Here is a 15,512-nt window from a genome sequence, read left to right as displayed (position 1 = left end):
GCCGGTCTCCTTTTGTCTGTCAGTGCCAGTTTGCAGTACCGGCCAGCTTTCGGAAAGCCTTGACCTGCCCGCGTGGGGGCGGGAGGATACCACCCAAACAGCGATTTTCCGAAAGGTGCATCATGCAACAGCCAATTTGGTCAGCGTCGGCCGCGATTCTTGTGGGCCTCTGGTCTGCGCCCGCGATGGCGCAGGTAACGCCCGAAGAGGTGTGGCAAGGCTGGCAGAAAATGGGTGCCAGCTATGGTCAGGCCATCACCGCCGATCAGGTGGTGCGCAATGGCGATACGCTGGTCGTGTCCGGCATGAAAATCGGCATGGATCAGGACGGCGCCCGGATTGACGGTGGCATTGACGAACTGCGGTTCCGCGATCTGGGCGATGGCACCGTCGAGGTGACGATGACCGACACCTACAGCATCGACATGACGATGCCCGGTGATGATGGCAAAACCCAGCAGATCGCGCTGGAGCTGAAGCAACCCGGCGTCAGCCTGACTGCAGGCGGCAGCGCGACGCGCACCGAATACACCTATAGCGCGCCCTCGGTCGTGGTGGACATGCAGATCCGCGAAGATGACAAGGCGCTGGCCGATGTGGATACCACATTGACGGGTCTGGCGGGCATCTACACGCTGGATACGCAGTCTGCGGCAAGCGTTCTGCAAAGTGCCCTGACGATCGACAGCGTAGACTTTGCCATGACCGGCGGCACGCCGACCGATGGGGCAACGGTGACCGGCACTCTGGCAGCGCTGAAGCTGGCGTCGGACGGGAATTTCCTGGGCATTGACGCGATGGAAAACATGGCGCAGGCGCTGCGGGACGGGTTCAGCGCCGATGTCGATTTCAGCTATGGTCAGGGTGATTTTACCATTGATGCCCTGACTCAGGGCAAACCAACCAAAATTGTTGCCTCGAACCAGAGCGGCCATTTCCGGGCCCGCATGGCAGAAGACGCGTTGCAGTATGGCGCGGGTGGCACCGGCGTGTCGCTGGTGGTGACGGGTGCCGATATTCCCTTTCCCGAAGTGAAGCTGAGCTATGGAGAGGCGTCATTTGATTTTCTGATGCCGCTGGTGGCGACCGAACAGCCGACCGATTTCACCTTTCTGACACGGATCGTCGATCTGGCCATATCGGATGAGATCTGGGCCATGTTTGACCCGACTGTCGCCCTGCCGCGCGAACCGGCGACGGTCATCATCGACACCAAGGGCAAGGTCCGCCTGACCTCGGATCTGTTGGACGAACAGGCGATGGCCGCGCTGGGTGAGGCGGCGCCAGGAGAGATTCATGCGCTGGATCTGACCGATCTGACCGTAAAATTCGCCGGGGCCGAACTGACTGGCACCGGAGCGATGACCTTTGACAACAGCGACACCACCACATTTGACGGCGTGCCTGCGCCGACCGGCAAGATTGATTTGGTGATCCGGGGCGGCAACGGGTTGCTCGACAAGCTGGTCACGATGGGGGTGATCCCGCAGGATCAGGCGATGGGCGCCCGGATGATGATCGCTATGTTTGCCAAACCGGGCGACGGGCCGGATGTGCTGAACTCGTCGCTGGAGTTTCGGGACAAAGGGTTTTTTGCCAATGGCCAGCGGTTGAAGTAAGCGCCATTGCGGCTGGCCCCGAACCGGGGCCGCCCTTTGGTTTGCAGGTGGTGACTTGCAGGCAGATGCCTGACGGACTACCTCGGCCAGAGCACAGAGCAAGGAATTCCCGCATGACCGATCTTTCGCGCCTGACCGAAGCCCTTTTGTCTGCCGCCCGCCGTGCAGGGGCGGATCAGGCCGATGCGCTGGCGATGGACGGCACCTCGCTGTCGATCGACATCCGTGCAGGCAAGCTGGAACAGGCAGAGCGGTCAGAAGGCATTGAAATCGGGCTGCGGGTGCTGATCGGCGGGCGACAGGCCTGTGTCTCGGCGTCGGATGTGTCAGACGCAACGATTGCCGCGCTGGCCGAACGCGCGGTGGCCATGGCACGTGAGGCTCCGTCTGATCCCTATGCCGGGCTGGCAGAGCCGGAGCAGATCGCGCGCGACTGGGATCTGGCAGCACTGGAACTGGCTGATCCGGCGGCAGAGCCGGGCGCGGCAGAGCTGGAGGCGGCAGCGCGCGCGGTGGAGGCGGCGGCGATGGACCGGGCCGGGATCACGCAGGTCGAGGCTTCGGCCAGCTACGGGCGTCGGGCGATGCATCTGGCGGCGTCGAACGGGTTTTCGGGCGGCTACGGGCGCACCTCGCATTCGCTGTCAGCGGTGGCCTTTACCGGCACCGGCACCGCGATGGAGCGGGATTGGGCCGCCGAGGGGCGGATCTTTGCGTCAGACATGCCCGATGCGGACGGCATTGGCCGACTGGCCAGCGAACGCGCCTTGCAGCGCGCGGGCGCGGTGCGGCCAAAGACCGGCACTTATCCGGTGCTGTTTGACGAACGGGTGGCGTCGAGCCTGATCGGGCATCTGCTGTCGGCCACCAACGGCGCGGCGATTGCGCGGGGGGCATCCTGGCTGCGCGATGCTTTGGGCCAGCAGGTGCTGCCCGCGCAGCTGTCGGTGGTTGAGGATCCGCACCGGGTGCGGATCGGGGCCAGCCGCCCGTTTGACGGCGAGGGCCTGCCAACGCAACGGCGGGTGATCGTGGAAAACGGGGTGCTGACCGGCTGGACGCTGGATCTGGCGACCGGGCGCAAGCTGGGCATGCCCTCGACCGCCAATGCGGCGCGCGGGGCGTCGTCACCGCCATCGCCCTCGACCAGCAATATTGACCTGACGCCGGGGACGGTCAGCCGCGACGATCTGATCGCGCAGATGGGCACGGGGCTGTTGGTGACCTCGATGATCGGGTCGACCATCAGCGCGACCACGGGCGATTATTCGCGCGGCGCGGCGGGGTTCTGGGTCGAGAATGGCGTGATCCAGTACCCTGTCAACGAATGCACGATTGCCGGCAATCTGCGTGACATGCTGCTGCGGATCGTCCCGGCAAATGATGCACGGGCGCATCTGTCGACGCGGGTGCCGTCGCTGCTGATTGATGGGATGACCCTTGCCGGGGCGTGATCTGGAGCTGTTGGCGGGTGCCGCCCGCGCTGCGGGCGATATTGCCATGCGGTTCTGGCGGCAAAACCCGCAGGTCTGGGACAAGGGCGGCGATCATGGCCCGGTGACCGAGGCGGATCTGGCCGTCAATGACATGCTGAAAGCCACGCTGCTGGCGGCACGACCCGACTATGGCTGGCTGTCGGAGGAAACGCCGGACTCGGCAGACCGGCTGGCGGCGGGGCGGGTGTTCATTCTGGACCCGATCGACGGAACACGGGCCTTTGTGGCGGGAGAAGACAATTTCGCCGTCTCGCTGGCAGTGGCCGAAGCCGGGCGGGTGGTGGCCGGGGCAGTGATGATGCCTGCCAAAAACAGGCTCTATACCGGCACAATCGGCGAACCAGCGCGGTGCAACGGCACGGTGATCAGGGCCGGCGCGCGGGGCGATCTTGTCGGATCAAACCTGCTGGCGACCAAGGCCAATATGGAACCGTCGCATTGGCCGGGCGGCGTGCCACAGCTGAAGCGCAGCTTTCGCACCTCGCTGGCCTATCGGCTCTGTCTGGCGGCAGAGGGGCGCTATGACGGGATGATCACCTTTCGCGACACCTGGGAATGGGACATCGCGGCAGGCAGCCTGATTTGCGAATGTGCCGGAGCGCGGGTGACAGACCGGACCGGCGCTGCGCTGCGGTTCAACTCACCCGGCGCGATGACAGCCGGGGTGATTGCAACGAACCCGGCCCTGCATCAGGCCATTATGGCGCGGCTGTAACGAAAAAGGGGAAAGCCGCAGCTTTCCCCTTTTGTCGTCTCAGCGTTTCACAGGATCAGCGTTTTGCGCCTTTTGGCGGCACAAAGCGCTTGGACGTGTCCTTGGCATCAGCGCGCGGGCGGGCCGGAGCGTCAGACTTGCGGGCAAACGGCTTTTTGCTGTCACCGCCAGCCTTGAAACCTGCGGCTTTGCCTGCTGGTTTGCCATCACGCTTGGCATAGGGCCGCGCATCATCACCCTTGGGGGCATAGGTGCGCTTTTCAGCCCGGTCGCCCTCGGCCTTTGGCTTATAGCCGGTGCCTTCGGACGCATGGCTTTTGAACCCTGCGGCGCGGGCCGGTTTGTCGGCGCTGCCACCAAAGGACTTGAAGCCTGCCGATTTGAACTTTGCACCACCCGCCGGGCCATCTTCGCGCTTGGCATAGGGTTTGCGTTCTGCTGCACCCTCGCGCGGAGCATAGGGCTTGCGGTCGCCGTCTTCGCGCTTGGCGTAAGGCTTGCGTTCTGCACCTTCACGCGGGGCATAAGGTTTGCGCTCGGCATCGTCACGCTTTGCATAAGGCTTGCGTTCCGCAGCGCCTTCACGCGGAGCATAAGGTGTGCGTTCGGCAGCGGCGCGCGGGGCATAGGGCTTGTCCTCACGCGGGGTATAAGGCTTGCGCTCGGCATCGTCGCGCTTGACGTATGGCTTGCGGGCCGGAGCCGGAGCGGCGACGATGGCCTCATCCTCGACCACACGCGACGGCTTTGGCTTATAGGCCGGGCGATCTTCACGCTCGGCGCGCGGCGCACGTTCCGGGCGGTCAAGGCTCGGCTCGCCTTCCATACGCGACATGATCAGGCCGGCTTCCAGCTCCAGCTGCGGACCAAAGCGGCCAGCCAGCGGTTCGGCGATCTGAACGTAAGTTACATCTTCCTTGACCCGGATCGCGCCGATTCCGTCCTTGGAGATACCGGCCCCATCGCAGATCTTCGGCAGGATCCAGCGGGCTTCCGCCCGACCGGAATGGCCGACGGTCAGGGTGAACCAGACCGACGGGCCAAATTCGCTGCGCTCACGCGGGGCGGATGCGGGCGGCGGCGGCAGGCTGTCGGACAGCACTTCCGGCGCGGACCGGCCTTCGCGCCACAGGCGGATAAAGGCGGCTGTGGTCTGTTCTGCACCAAAACGTTCGATCAGGGTGCCGACCATGGCGGCTTCGTCGCCGACAGCTTCGGTCAGGGTCGGGTGTTCCAGAATGCGCTGGTCATCCTTGGCCTGCACTTCTTCGGCGCTCGGGGCCTTGACCCATTGGGCCACAACCTTGGCACCGGCCAGCAGACGCTGAGCCTTTTTCGCCTCGGCTGGAGGCACGATCAGCGCCGACACGCCTTTGGCACCGGCGCGACCGGTCCGGCCAGAGCGGTGAAGCAGCGTATCAGAGTTCGACGGCAGATCGGCATGGATCACCAGTTCCAGACCCGGAAGGTCGATCCCACGCGCGGCCACATCGGTCGCAATACAGACCCGCGCCCGGCCATCGCGCAGCGATTGCAGCGCATGGGTGCGTTCCTGCTGGCTCAGCTCGCCCGACAGTGCCACAGCCTGAAAGCCCCGATTGGTCATGCGCGCCATCAGATGGGTCACGTTCATCCGCGTCTTGCAGAACACAATGGCGGTCGGCGCATCATAATAGCGCAGCGTGTTGAAAATCGCATGCTCGCGGTCGCGCGAGGCAACCGACATGGCGCGATATTCGATATCGGCATGCTGCTTGGTTTCGCCCTTGGCGATGATCCGCATGGCATCGCGCTGGAAGGTGCGGGCCAGCGTTTCGATCTCTTTCGGCACCGTCGCCGAAAACATCAGGGTGCGACGGTCTTCGGGCGCAGCGCCCAGAATGAACTCCAGATCCTCGGCAAAGCCCAGATCCAGCATCTCGTCGGCTTCATCCAGCACGGTGGCGCGGCAGAACGACAGGTCCAGCGACCCGCGCTCGATATGGTCACGCAGACGGCCGGGTGTGCCGACAACAATATGCGCGCCGCGATCCAGCACGCGCTTTTCGGTGCGGTAATCCATGCCACCGACGCAAGACGCAATCTGCGCGCCTGCAACGCCATAGAGCCAGTCCAGCTCGCGCTTGACCTGCAAAGCCAGTTCACGCGTCGGCGCAACAACCAGTGCAATCGGCTTGTCGGCATAGAGCAGGCGGTCAGAGCCTGCGAGAATCTCCGGCGCAATCGCCAGACCAAAGGCCACGGTCTTGCCCGAACCGGTCTGTGCCGAAACCAGCAGGTCACGACCCTCGACGCCATCGGCCAGAACAGCCATTTGCACTGCCGTAAGGGCTTCATAGCCCTTGGCTTCCAAAGCCTGCGCCAGCGGCGCGGCCACGTTCATATCGATCATATTCTTTTCCAAAAGGAGGATGCCATTGCATCCGTGAAGCCCTGTGCGGCGCCTTCTTTCCCTTTTGGCCGCGGGCCTCCTCGCCCGACGTGCCCCCGGAATCCTCGGGCCGACATCAGCGCCAATAGCGCAAACTTGCCCGGATGTATAGCGAAACTGACAAAGCTGCGGGTTTCAGGCGCTGGAACGCCGCGATCCATTTCTCTGAAGCCGGGATTTGGGCGTTGTCAGAAGCGGTCAAAGGGCCTGACAGTCGCCCCAAAGATCAGGGGCTGACATGAGCGGAACACATTTCAAAAAGGGCACCGTTGAGAGCACGCAGGCCGCAGACCTGTCGGCCAGTGTCAGCGCCATGCTCTGCGATCTGGAAGCGGGCGGCGAGACCACAGCCCGGCGGATGGCGCGTGATCTGGATGGCTATACCGGCGACATCATCTTGTCCGATCAGGCCATCGCCGAGGCCTGCGCCCGCGTGCCGCAAGGGCTGAAAGACGACATCGCGTATGCGCATGAGAACATTGCCCGCTTTGCACAGGCCCAGCGCGACAGCATCACCGAAACCGAGGTAGAGCTGCGCCCCGGCCTGACCGCCGGGCAGCGGCTGATCCCGGTGCAGGCGGCGGGCTGCTATATTCCGGGCGGGCGCTACAGCCATATCGCCAGTGCGATGATGACCGTGACCACCGCACGCGTTGCGGGGGTGCCGCACATCGCCGCCGTCTCACCGCCGCGCGCCGGGGCAGCGGGTGGCATCCCGGATGCGATCCTCTACACCCTGCACCATTGCGGGGCCGACCGGATTCTGGCGCTGGGTGGCATTCAGGGAATCGCCGCAATGGCGTTCGGCCTGTTCGGCCTGCCCCGCGCCGATATCCTTGTCGGGCCGGGCAACCCCTATGTCGCCGAGGCCAAGCGGCTGCTCTATGGTCGTGTCGGCATTGATATGGTGGCGGGACCGACCGACACACTCGTGATCGCCGATGCAACGGCAGATCCGCTGACCGTGGCCTGGGATCTGATCGGGCAGGCCGAGCATGGCGCAAATTCGCCGGTCTGGCTGGTGACCGACTGTGCCGCGCTGGCGTCGGAGGTGGCGCGGCTCGCGCCGCTCTGCGCGGCCGAGTTGCCGCAGCCCAATCGCGCCGCCGCCGAAGCAGCCTGGCAGGGGCTGGGCGAGATTATCCTGTGCCCTGACCGTGAGGCGATGGCCGCAGAGGCCGACCGCATCGCGCCCGAACATCTGCATGTACAGGCCGCCGATCTGGACTGGTGGAAGCGTCGCCTGACGGCTTACGGCTCGCTGTTTCTGGGGGCCGAATCCACCGTGGCCTTTGGCGACAAGGCGGCGGGCACCAACCATGTGCTGCCAACCTCGGGCGCCGCGCGCTATACAGGTGGCCTGTCGGTCCACAAGTTTCTCAAAACCGTCACCTGGCAGCGCGTCACCGCCGAGGCTCTGCCGCGTCTGGCTTCCGTCACCGCCAACATCAGCCGTTTTGAGGGCATGGAGGGTCATGCCCGCACCGCTGACTTGCGGCTGGAAAAATACGCAGCGCACCCCTGATCCGCTTTCATCTTGGCTAAAATACTCCGGGGTCCGGGGCAGAGCCCCGGTCGTTTAACCAAAGAAAGATCCTGTCATGCATCTCTCCCGCTTTCCCCGCATCCGTCTTGCCCATCTTCCCACACCACTGGAACCGATGCCCCGCCTGTCCGCCCTGCTCGACGGGCCCGAGCTGTGGATCAAGCGTGACGACTGCACCGGGCTGTCAACGGGGGGCAACAAGACCCGCAAGCTGGAATTCCTGATGGCCGAGGCGCTGGAGCAGGGGGCTGATATGGTGCTGACCCAAGGGGCGACGCAGTCGAACCACGCGCGGCAGACGGCGGCGGCGGCGGCAAAGCTGGGGTTGGACTGCCATATCCTGCTGGAGGACCGCACGGGGTATAATGAACCGAACTACCGGCTGAACGGCAATGTTCTGCTCGACGTGCTGCACGGCGCGACAATCGAGCATCGCGGGCCGGGGCTGGACATGAATGCCGAGCTTTTGGCGGTCACAGAGAGCTTTCGCGGCAAAGGCCGGCGGCCCTATGCCATTCCGGGCGGCGGGTCGAACGCGACCGGGGCGCTGGGTTATGTCAACTGCGCGCTGGAACTGCTGGGGCAGATGGTGGATCGGGGGATCAGCTTTGATCATATGGTCACCGCCACCGGATCGGCAGGCACCCATGCCGGGCTGATCGTGGGGCTGAAGGCACTGAACGCGCAATTGCCGCTGCTGGGCATCGGCGTGCGCGCGCCAAAGGATGTGCAGGAGGCCAACGTGTTCCGGCTGGCGCAGGCGGTCGAGGAAAAGCTGGGCACGCCGGGTGTGGTGGCGCGTGACGATGTGGTGGCGAATTGCGACTATATCGGGCAGGGCTATGGCATCCCCGCCGACAGCACGCTGGAAGCCATCGACCTTTTCGCGCGGCAAGAAGCCATCCTTCTGGATCCGGTCTATTCGGGCAAGGGTGCTGCCGGGTTGATCGACCTGATCCGCAAAGGCCATTTCAAAAAAGGCGAGCGGGTGGTGTTTCTGCACACCGGCGGGGCCATTGGTCTGACCGGCTATACCCACCTGCTGCCGCACGCATGAGAACCGTCGGCATCCTTGGCGGCATGGGACCAGAGGCAACGATACTGCTGATGCAAAGACTGTTGCGCGCGGTGCCGGCCCGCAATGATGCTGATCACATTCCGCTGATCGTGCATCAGAACCCCGCCGTGCCCAGCCGGATTGCACGGCTGATCGAAGGACAGGGTGAAGATCCCGGCCCGGTGCTTGCGGCGATGGCGCGGGACCTGCAGGCGGCAGGTGCCAAGGCGCTGGCGATGCCCTGCAACACAGCGCATGGCTTTGTGCCGCAGATCATCGCTGCATCTTCTTTGCCGTTTCTCGACATGCGCACCGCAACCGTGGCTACGCTACCGCCAGGACGTGTGGGAATGCTGGCATCCCCGGCCGTCCGGTTAACGGGAGTCTTTGATGAAGCGATGAAATCTGCCGGAACAGAGCCTGTCTGGCCGCAAGATGATGCGCCCGTTCTGGCTCTGATCCAACGGGTAAAGGCCGGGGGCAGCGGGCCAGATGCCATGACCCAGATGGCGCAACTTGCAGACCAGATGGCGCGCCAAAGCGATCATCTGCTGGTCGCCTGTACCGAATTGTCCCTGCTGACCGGCGCAATCGCGCAGCCTTTTACTGACAGCCTTGATTGTCTGGTGACTGCAATCGCGGCCTTTGCCCAAGGCCACACGCCAGACTGACCTGTCAGAAGACGCGCCTCCCTCCCCCCTCTGTGGGGGAGGGATGGGGTGGGGGGCGGCGCGACGGGTCAGTCCTCTGCCACTTCGATTGCCCCCGCCAGTGTTGGCGCAATCGCGTCAAACCGTGGCACCAGACGGGTGCGGATCAGCGCGCGGCAATCGCGGGCCAGCTCTTCGGGCAGCCGGCCCAGCTCATCGACCCGCGCGATCAGATGCACCCGGCGCACATCCCCGGCAAAGGGCAGCGGCATCACCTCCAGATCGGGCAGAAACCGCTCGGCGTCCATCAGGTTCAGCGGGGTGGTGATCGTCCAGCCGCCGGTCTGCACCACCATGGCCAGCACCGACCGCGTCGCCTCCAGCGCAAAGCGGCGGTCGGGGTTCATCCGCACCCGGGCCAGATGGCGCGCAATGCGCTGGCCGATGGGCAGAGTTTCCGAGTATTGCACAAACGGCAGACGCTCCAGCGCGGCCCGCACATCGCCGCGCACCGACCCTTTGCCCGCCACCAGCACAAAGGGCTCACGCAAAATCGGCAGCACGCGAAAGGCCGAGGTATCGGGCGGCACCATGGCAGAGACGCCGATATCCGCCTCGCGCGCCATCAGGCGGTCGATCACATGATCGGAACGGCCGGAAAACGCATGAACAAAGCAGCGCGACATCCGCGATTGCAGGGCCGAGACCAGCACCGGCGTCAGCGAGGCATCCAGATCGTCGATGATGGCAAGGTTCAGTTGCGGCAGGCTGGCCAGACTGATCTCGGCCAGATCTGCCTGCGCCTCTGACAAGGCGGCCAGCAGTTTGTGCGCGTGGCGGCGCAGCACCTGACCGGCGGGGGTCAGGGTGACCGGCTTGGCCTTGCGGTCGAACAGCCGCGCGCCAACTGCCGCTTCCAGTGCTGTAATGTGCTGGCTGACGCCGGAGGGCGAGCCGCCGATACGCGTCGCCGCGCCAATGACCGATCCGGCCTCTTCCAGCGCGACAAAGACCCGCAAGCCGCGCAGGGTAAGTTCCGGCGTGGTCTTTGTATCGTCTGCCATCAGGGGCGCAGACTGTCCATCACGCGGACCAGCCCGGCAGAGATGCCCGGCTCTGACAACGCATGTCCCGCCAGCGGAATCATGTTCAGCTGGCAGCGATCCCACCCCTCTGCCAGCTTCCACGCCGAGGTGGGGGGGCAGATCATGTCATAGCGGCCCTGAATGATATGGGCGGGAAGATGCGTGATCCGGTGCTTTTCGCGAAGGATCCAGCCGTCCTGTTCCAGAAATCCGCCATTGTGGAAGTAGTGGTTTTCAAGCCGGGAAAAGGCGCGGGCATATTCGCCGGCACTTTCCCCCATCGGGCCGTCGTGGTGCACCGAGGCAAGCGCGTTTTCCCAATTGGCCCAGACGCGGCCAAAGCGGATTTCTTCCATCATATTGCCGGAAAACAGGCGGCGATGGTAGGCCGAGATCATGTTCCTGCGCTCATCGGGCGGAATCGGCGCGACAAACCGCGCCCAAAGCTCGGGGAAAAACGCGCCGGCACCGCCGCCATAGAACCAGTCAAGCTCGGCCTGCGTCATCAAAAAGACGCCGCGCAACACCAGATGCACCACACGCGCGGGGTGGCTGATGGCGTAGATCAGCGCCAGCGTCGCGCCCCAGCTGCCGCCGAACAGGATGAACTGCCCAATGCCCAGCGTCTGCCGGATCGTCTCGATATCGCGCACCAGATGCCAGGTGGTGTTGTCTGACACGCTGGCATGGGGGCGGGACCGCCCGCAGCCGCGCTGGTCAAACAGCACGACACGGTACACCGAAGGGTCGAAATACCGCCGCATCGCAGGCGAACACCCACCGCCCGGCCCACCGTGCAGCACCAGAACCGGGATGCCATCCGGCCTGCCGCATTGCTCTACATACACCTTGTGACCATCGCCCATGTCGATCACCCGCTGGTCGAACGGGTCAACCGGCGGGTAAAGGTATTCGACTGCGCGCTTTTGGCCTGATCTCTGATCCATCATGGCCCTATATAACGTGTAAGCAGCCCGCGTCCAAAGGGCATTCGGAAGGGAAGTGTAATGGAAAGCCAGACAACCGTCGATCCGGCAGAGGTGGCGAAATTCGAGGCGATGGCGGCAGAGTGGTGGGATCCGAACGGAAAGTTCAAACCGCTGCATATGCTCAACCCGTGCCGGCTGGATTACATCACCGGCCAGATCGCGGCAGAGTTTGACCGGGATCTGACGAAACCGTTGCCATTCAAAGGGTTGCGGCTGCTGGATATTGGCTGCGGTGGCGGGCTTCTGGCCGAGCCGATGGCACGGCTGGGGGCAGAGGTGGTGGGCGCGGATGCCGCACCCCGCAACATTCCGGTGGCGCAGGTGCATGCGGCGCAATCCGGGCTGACCATCGACTACCGCCACACCACCGCCGAAGACATGGCGGCTGCGGGCGAGCAGTTCGACGTGGTGCTGAACATGGAGGTGGTGGAGCATGTGTCGGACCCGCTGGCCTATCTGACCGCCTGTCAGCAGCTGCTGGTGCCGGGGGGGCTGATGATCTGCTCGACCCTGAACCGGAATCCGAAATCTTTCCTGATGGCTATTGTCGGGGCTGAACATGTGATGCGCTGGCTGCCAAAGGGCACCCACGACTGGAAAAAGTTCATCACACCGGATGAGCTGTTTGACCTGATCCGCAAGGCGGGACTCGACCCGGTGGACCGCAAGGGCATGGTGTTCAACCCGGTCTCCTGGTCATGGAGCCTGTCGTCACGTGATCTGAGCGTGAACTACGTGACGGCCAGCCTGAAGCGATGAAGACACGAAGGCCACACAGGCCAACGGCATTCGGACGATCTTTACAATTCCCGTGCAAACAGAGGACCGGGGCGAATACTTGGTCCGGTTCAGACAGGGTGTGAAACAAATGTCATCTGTGCCCGCCAGCGCCGATCAGACTGCCCGCGGCAGGGCCGAACTGGCGCAGGCGCGGGGCGAAACGCGCGGTCTGTTGCTGGCGGCGGTATTGTTCAGTGTGTTCGCCAACCTGCTGATGCTGACCGGGCCGCTCTACATGCTGCAGGTCTATGACAGGGTGCTGGGCAGCCGGTCAGAAGCGACGCTCGTGGCGCTATCGATTCTGGTGCTGTTTCTGTTTCTGGCGATGGGTCTGCTCGATCATGCGCGCGCACGGCTGCTGGCCCGGGTCGGGGTGCGGTTACAGGCGCGGCTGGACCGGCGGGTGTTTGAGGCGGCGCTGGCTCGCGCCAGTGCCGCACCGGGCGATCCGCTGGCCGCCTCTGCCCAGCGCGATCTGGAGGCGATGCAACGGTTCTGGACCTCTCCCATCGCGGCCGCGGTGATGGACATGCCGTGGACACCGCTGTTTCTGGTGGCGATCTTTATCTTTCATCCGTTGCTGGGCTGGCTGGCGCTGGGCGGTGGCGCGGTTCTGGTGGTGTTGGCTCTGGCCAATCAGCGGTTCAGCAAGACTCCGGTCTTGCATGCCGGCGCTGCAACCGTCGCGGCAGAGCGGATGGCCGACCGGCTAAAGGCCGATGCAGAACTGCTGCGCGCGTTGGGCATGATCAGGTCGGCCTTTCACCGCTGGTCAGTTGCGCGGCAGGACGCCTTGGCCAGCGGGTTGGCTAGCGCCGATCTGGGTGGGCGGTTCACCAGCGCAACCCGTGCGCTGCGCATGCTGCTGCAATCGGCGATCCTTGGGCTGGGGGCCTGGCTGGTGTTGCAGGATCAGCTGACCGCCGGGGCGATGATTGCAGCGTCAATCGTGATGGGACGCGCGCTGGCCCCGATCGAACAGGCGATTGGTCAATGGGCCGTGCTGACCCGCGCGCGCGAGGGGCGGGAAAACCTGCTGCGCCTGCTGTCAGTGCAGCCGCCAGAGCCACGACGCACCGCCCTCCCGCGCCCCCGCGCCGCGCTGGAGGCAGAGGCGCTGTCGCTGATGCTGCCGGGCAATCCGGCCCCGATTCTGCGCGGCATCAGCTTCCGGCTGGAGCCGGGGCAGGCGCTGGGAATCATCGGGCCGTCAGGCGCGGGAAAGTCGACTCTGGGCCGGGCCATCGTGGGGGCGGTGCGGCCCACGGCGGGAAAAATCCGGCTGGATGGCGCGGAGCTTGGGCAATATGACCCGGATGTGCTGGGCAGCTACTTTGGCTATCTGCCGCAAAGCGTGTCGCTGTTTGATGCGACCGTGGCCGAAAATATCGCGCGACTGACACCGCAGCCTGACGCAACCATGGTGGTTGCGGCGGCAAAAGCGGCGGCGGCGCATGACATGATTCTGAAACTGGCAAAGGGCTACGACACGCCATTGTCGTCCATCGGCGGGCAGCTGTCGGGCGGGCAGGTGCAACGGGTGGGGCTGGCGCGCGCGCTGTATGGCAATCCAGTGGTGCTGGTGCTGGATGAACCCAACTCCAACCTCGACAATGACGGGTCGGTGGCTCTGAACACGGCGATCCGTCAGGTCAAGGCGGCGGGCGGGTCGGTGATCGTGATCGCGCATCGCCCCGCCGCAATACAGGAATGCGACCTGCTGCTGGTGCTGGAAGATGGCCAGCGCCGGGCCTTTGGCGCGCGGGATGAGGTGTTGCGCGGCATGGTCAAGAACCACACCGAGCTGGTCCGCAGCAAAGGGCCCGGAGGGATGTCATGACCGACCAGAACCTGCCGCCCGCTTTCAGCGCCAAGGCCGCGCTCTGGAACGGCGGGCTGACGCTGCTGGCACTGGTGGGGGGCCTGGGGCTGTGGTCGGTGACGACGACGATCTCGGGCGCAATCGTCGCCCCCGGTCGGGTAGAGGTGGAGCAGAACCGTCAGGTGGTGCAACACCCTGACGGCGGCGTCGTCGCCGAAATTCTGGTCAGCGAAGGCGCGGCGGTGATGGCGGGGGATATTCTGCTGCGGCTGGATGGTACGCTGGTGAAATCCGAACTGACCATCATTGACGGCCAACTGTCCGAGGTGCAGGCCCGCCGCGCCCGGCTGGAGGCGGAGCGCGATGATGCAACTGCCATGGCTTTGCCCGAGGCGCTTGGCCTGCGGGCAAAGGTCAGCCCGGACGCAGCCGACCAGATTGAAGGGCAGCGCCGGCTGTTCGTGGCCCGGCGCGAAACGCTGGCGGGCACCGTTGAGCAGCTGGAAAAGCGCAAGGCGCAAACCGCGTCGCAGATCGACGGCATCGACGCACAATCCGTTGCCCTGTCGGATCAGCTGGATCTGATCGGGCAGGAACTGGCGGATCAGCAGGCGCTGCTGGCCAAAGGTCTGGCGCAAGCCCCGCGCGTGCTGGCCCTGCAACGGGAGGCGGCGCGGCTGGCCGGTCAGGTCGGCGAACTGGCGGCCACCCGCGCGCAGGCCGAAGGCCGGATCACCGAGATCGAGCTGGAAATTCTGGGCTTGTCGTCGCAGCGCCGCGAAGAGGCCAATACGCAATTGCGCGACATCGGCACCGCCGAACTGGAGCTGATCCAGCGCCAGCGCGCCCTGTCGGAACAGGTGGCGCGGCTGGATATCCGCGCGCCGGTGTCGGGCACCGTGCTGGGGCTGCAGGTCACCACCCCGCGCGCGGTTCTGCGCCCGGCTGATCCGGTGGCCTATATCATCCCGCAGGATCGCCCGCTGGTGATCGCGGCGCAGATCGCCCCTATTCATATTGATGAGGTTTACGTTGGGCAGCCGGTCAAGCTGATGTTTCCGGCCTTTTCCGCCCGCACGACGCCAGAGCTGGGCGGGTTTATAACCATCGTCTCAGCCGATTCCCTGACTGACCCCACCACCAATGTGCCCTATTACCGCGCCGAAATCTCGATCACCCCGGCAGAGGCGGAACGGCTGGGCCAGACCCTGCTGCCGGGCATGCCAGTGGAAACCTTTATCCAGACCGAGGCACGCACGCCGATGGCCTATCTGGTCAAGCCATTCACCGACTATTTCACCCATGCGTTCCGCGAAAGCTGA

General features: G+C 64.6%; 12 protein-coding genes. 9 read left to right on the top strand and 3 right to left on the bottom strand.

Annotation, left to right across the window (positions count from 1 at the left end):
- Nucleotides 1–122 precede the first annotated feature (122 nt).
- The 3 genes from J2X53_RS05755 (at nucleotide 123) to J2X53_RS05745 (ending at nucleotide 3,830) form a co-directional block, all read left to right on the top strand.
- Complete coding sequence (locus J2X53_RS05755) at nucleotides 123–1,619, top strand: DUF2125 domain-containing protein (protein WP_349036523.1); 1,497 nt, start codon at nucleotides 123–125, stop codon at nucleotides 1,617–1,619.
- Nucleotides 1,620–1,732: 113 nt separating this feature from the next.
- Nucleotides 1,733–3,073 carry a TldD/PmbA family protein gene (locus J2X53_RS05750; protein ID WP_349036522.1) on the top strand — a complete coding sequence of 447 codons (1,341 nt, stop codon included), beginning with the start codon at nucleotides 1,733–1,735 and terminating at the stop codon, nucleotides 3,071–3,073.
- Entirely contained in the window at nucleotides 3,060–3,830 is a 771-nt protein-coding gene (locus tag J2X53_RS05745) for a 3'(2'),5'-bisphosphate nucleotidase CysQ (RefSeq protein ID WP_349036521.1), read from the top strand. The genes J2X53_RS05750 and J2X53_RS05745 overlap by 14 nt, the downstream gene beginning before the upstream one ends.
- A 55-nt stretch (nucleotides 3,831–3,885) precedes the next feature.
- On the opposite strand, the gene J2X53_RS05740 is transcribed toward J2X53_RS05745, so the two are convergent.
- Nucleotides 3,886–6,222 carry a DEAD/DEAH box helicase gene (locus J2X53_RS05740; protein ID WP_349036520.1) on the bottom strand — a complete coding sequence of 779 codons (2,337 nt, stop codon included), beginning with the start codon at nucleotides 6,220–6,222 and terminating at the stop codon, nucleotides 3,886–3,888.
- 277 nt (nucleotides 6,223–6,499) lie between these two features.
- Here J2X53_RS05740 and hisD point away from each other — a divergent pair, with 277 nt between their 5' ends.
- From hisD to J2X53_RS05725, 3 genes are all read left to right on the top strand, one after another.
- On the top strand, nucleotides 6,500–7,786 hold the full coding sequence (hisD, locus tag J2X53_RS05735) for a histidinol dehydrogenase (RefSeq protein WP_349036519.1): 1,287 nt from the start codon (nucleotides 6,500–6,502) through the stop codon (nucleotides 7,784–7,786).
- Between the two features lie 76 nt (nucleotides 7,787–7,862).
- Entirely contained in the window at nucleotides 7,863–8,864 is a 1,002-nt protein-coding gene (locus tag J2X53_RS05730; protein WP_349036518.1) for a D-cysteine desulfhydrase, read from the top strand.
- On the top strand, nucleotides 8,861–9,535 hold the full coding sequence (locus tag J2X53_RS05725; RefSeq protein WP_349036517.1) for an amino acid racemase: 675 nt from the start codon (nucleotides 8,861–8,863) through the stop codon (nucleotides 9,533–9,535). Before J2X53_RS05730 ends, J2X53_RS05725 begins: the two co-directional genes overlap by 4 nt.
- 68 nt (nucleotides 9,536–9,603) lie before the next feature.
- On the opposite strand, the gene J2X53_RS05720 is transcribed toward J2X53_RS05725, so the two are convergent.
- On the bottom strand, nucleotides 9,604–10,578 hold the full coding sequence (locus J2X53_RS05720) for a LysR family transcriptional regulator (protein WP_349036516.1): 975 nt from the start codon (nucleotides 10,576–10,578) through the stop codon (nucleotides 9,604–9,606).
- Nucleotides 10,578–11,546, bottom strand: coding sequence for a prolyl aminopeptidase (gene pip / locus J2X53_RS05715; protein ID WP_349036515.1), 969 nt, complete (start codon nucleotides 11,544–11,546; stop codon nucleotides 10,578–10,580). Before pip ends, J2X53_RS05720 begins: the two co-directional genes overlap by 1 nt.
- A gap of 60 nt (nucleotides 11,547–11,606) precedes the next feature.
- Between pip and ubiG the strand changes: the two genes are divergently transcribed.
- The 3 genes from ubiG to J2X53_RS05700 all read left to right on the top strand — a co-directional run bounded on the left by ubiG (nucleotide 11,607) and on the right by J2X53_RS05700 (nucleotide 15,512).
- Nucleotides 11,607–12,347 carry a bifunctional 2-polyprenyl-6-hydroxyphenol methylase/3-demethylubiquinol 3-O-methyltransferase UbiG gene (gene ubiG, locus J2X53_RS05710; RefSeq protein WP_349036514.1) on the top strand — a complete coding sequence of 247 codons (741 nt, stop codon included), beginning with the start codon at nucleotides 11,607–11,609 and terminating at the stop codon, nucleotides 12,345–12,347.
- Nucleotides 12,348–12,456: 109 nt separating this feature from the next.
- On the top strand, nucleotides 12,457–14,208 hold the full coding sequence (locus J2X53_RS05705; protein ID WP_349036513.1) for a type I secretion system permease/ATPase: 1,752 nt from the start codon (nucleotides 12,457–12,459) through the stop codon (nucleotides 14,206–14,208).
- Nucleotides 14,205–15,512 (top strand): HlyD family type I secretion periplasmic adaptor subunit, encoded by a 1,308-nt coding sequence (locus J2X53_RS05700; RefSeq protein WP_349036512.1) that lies wholly within the window; start codon nucleotides 14,205–14,207, stop codon nucleotides 15,510–15,512. Before J2X53_RS05705 ends, J2X53_RS05700 begins: the two co-directional genes overlap by 4 nt.

The organism is Pseudotabrizicola sp. 4114 (assembly GCF_031457365.1).
Classification (GTDB): Bacteria; Pseudomonadota; Alphaproteobacteria; order Rhodobacterales; family Rhodobacteraceae; genus Pseudotabrizicola.
This window is presented reverse-complemented; position numbering and strand designations above follow the sequence as displayed.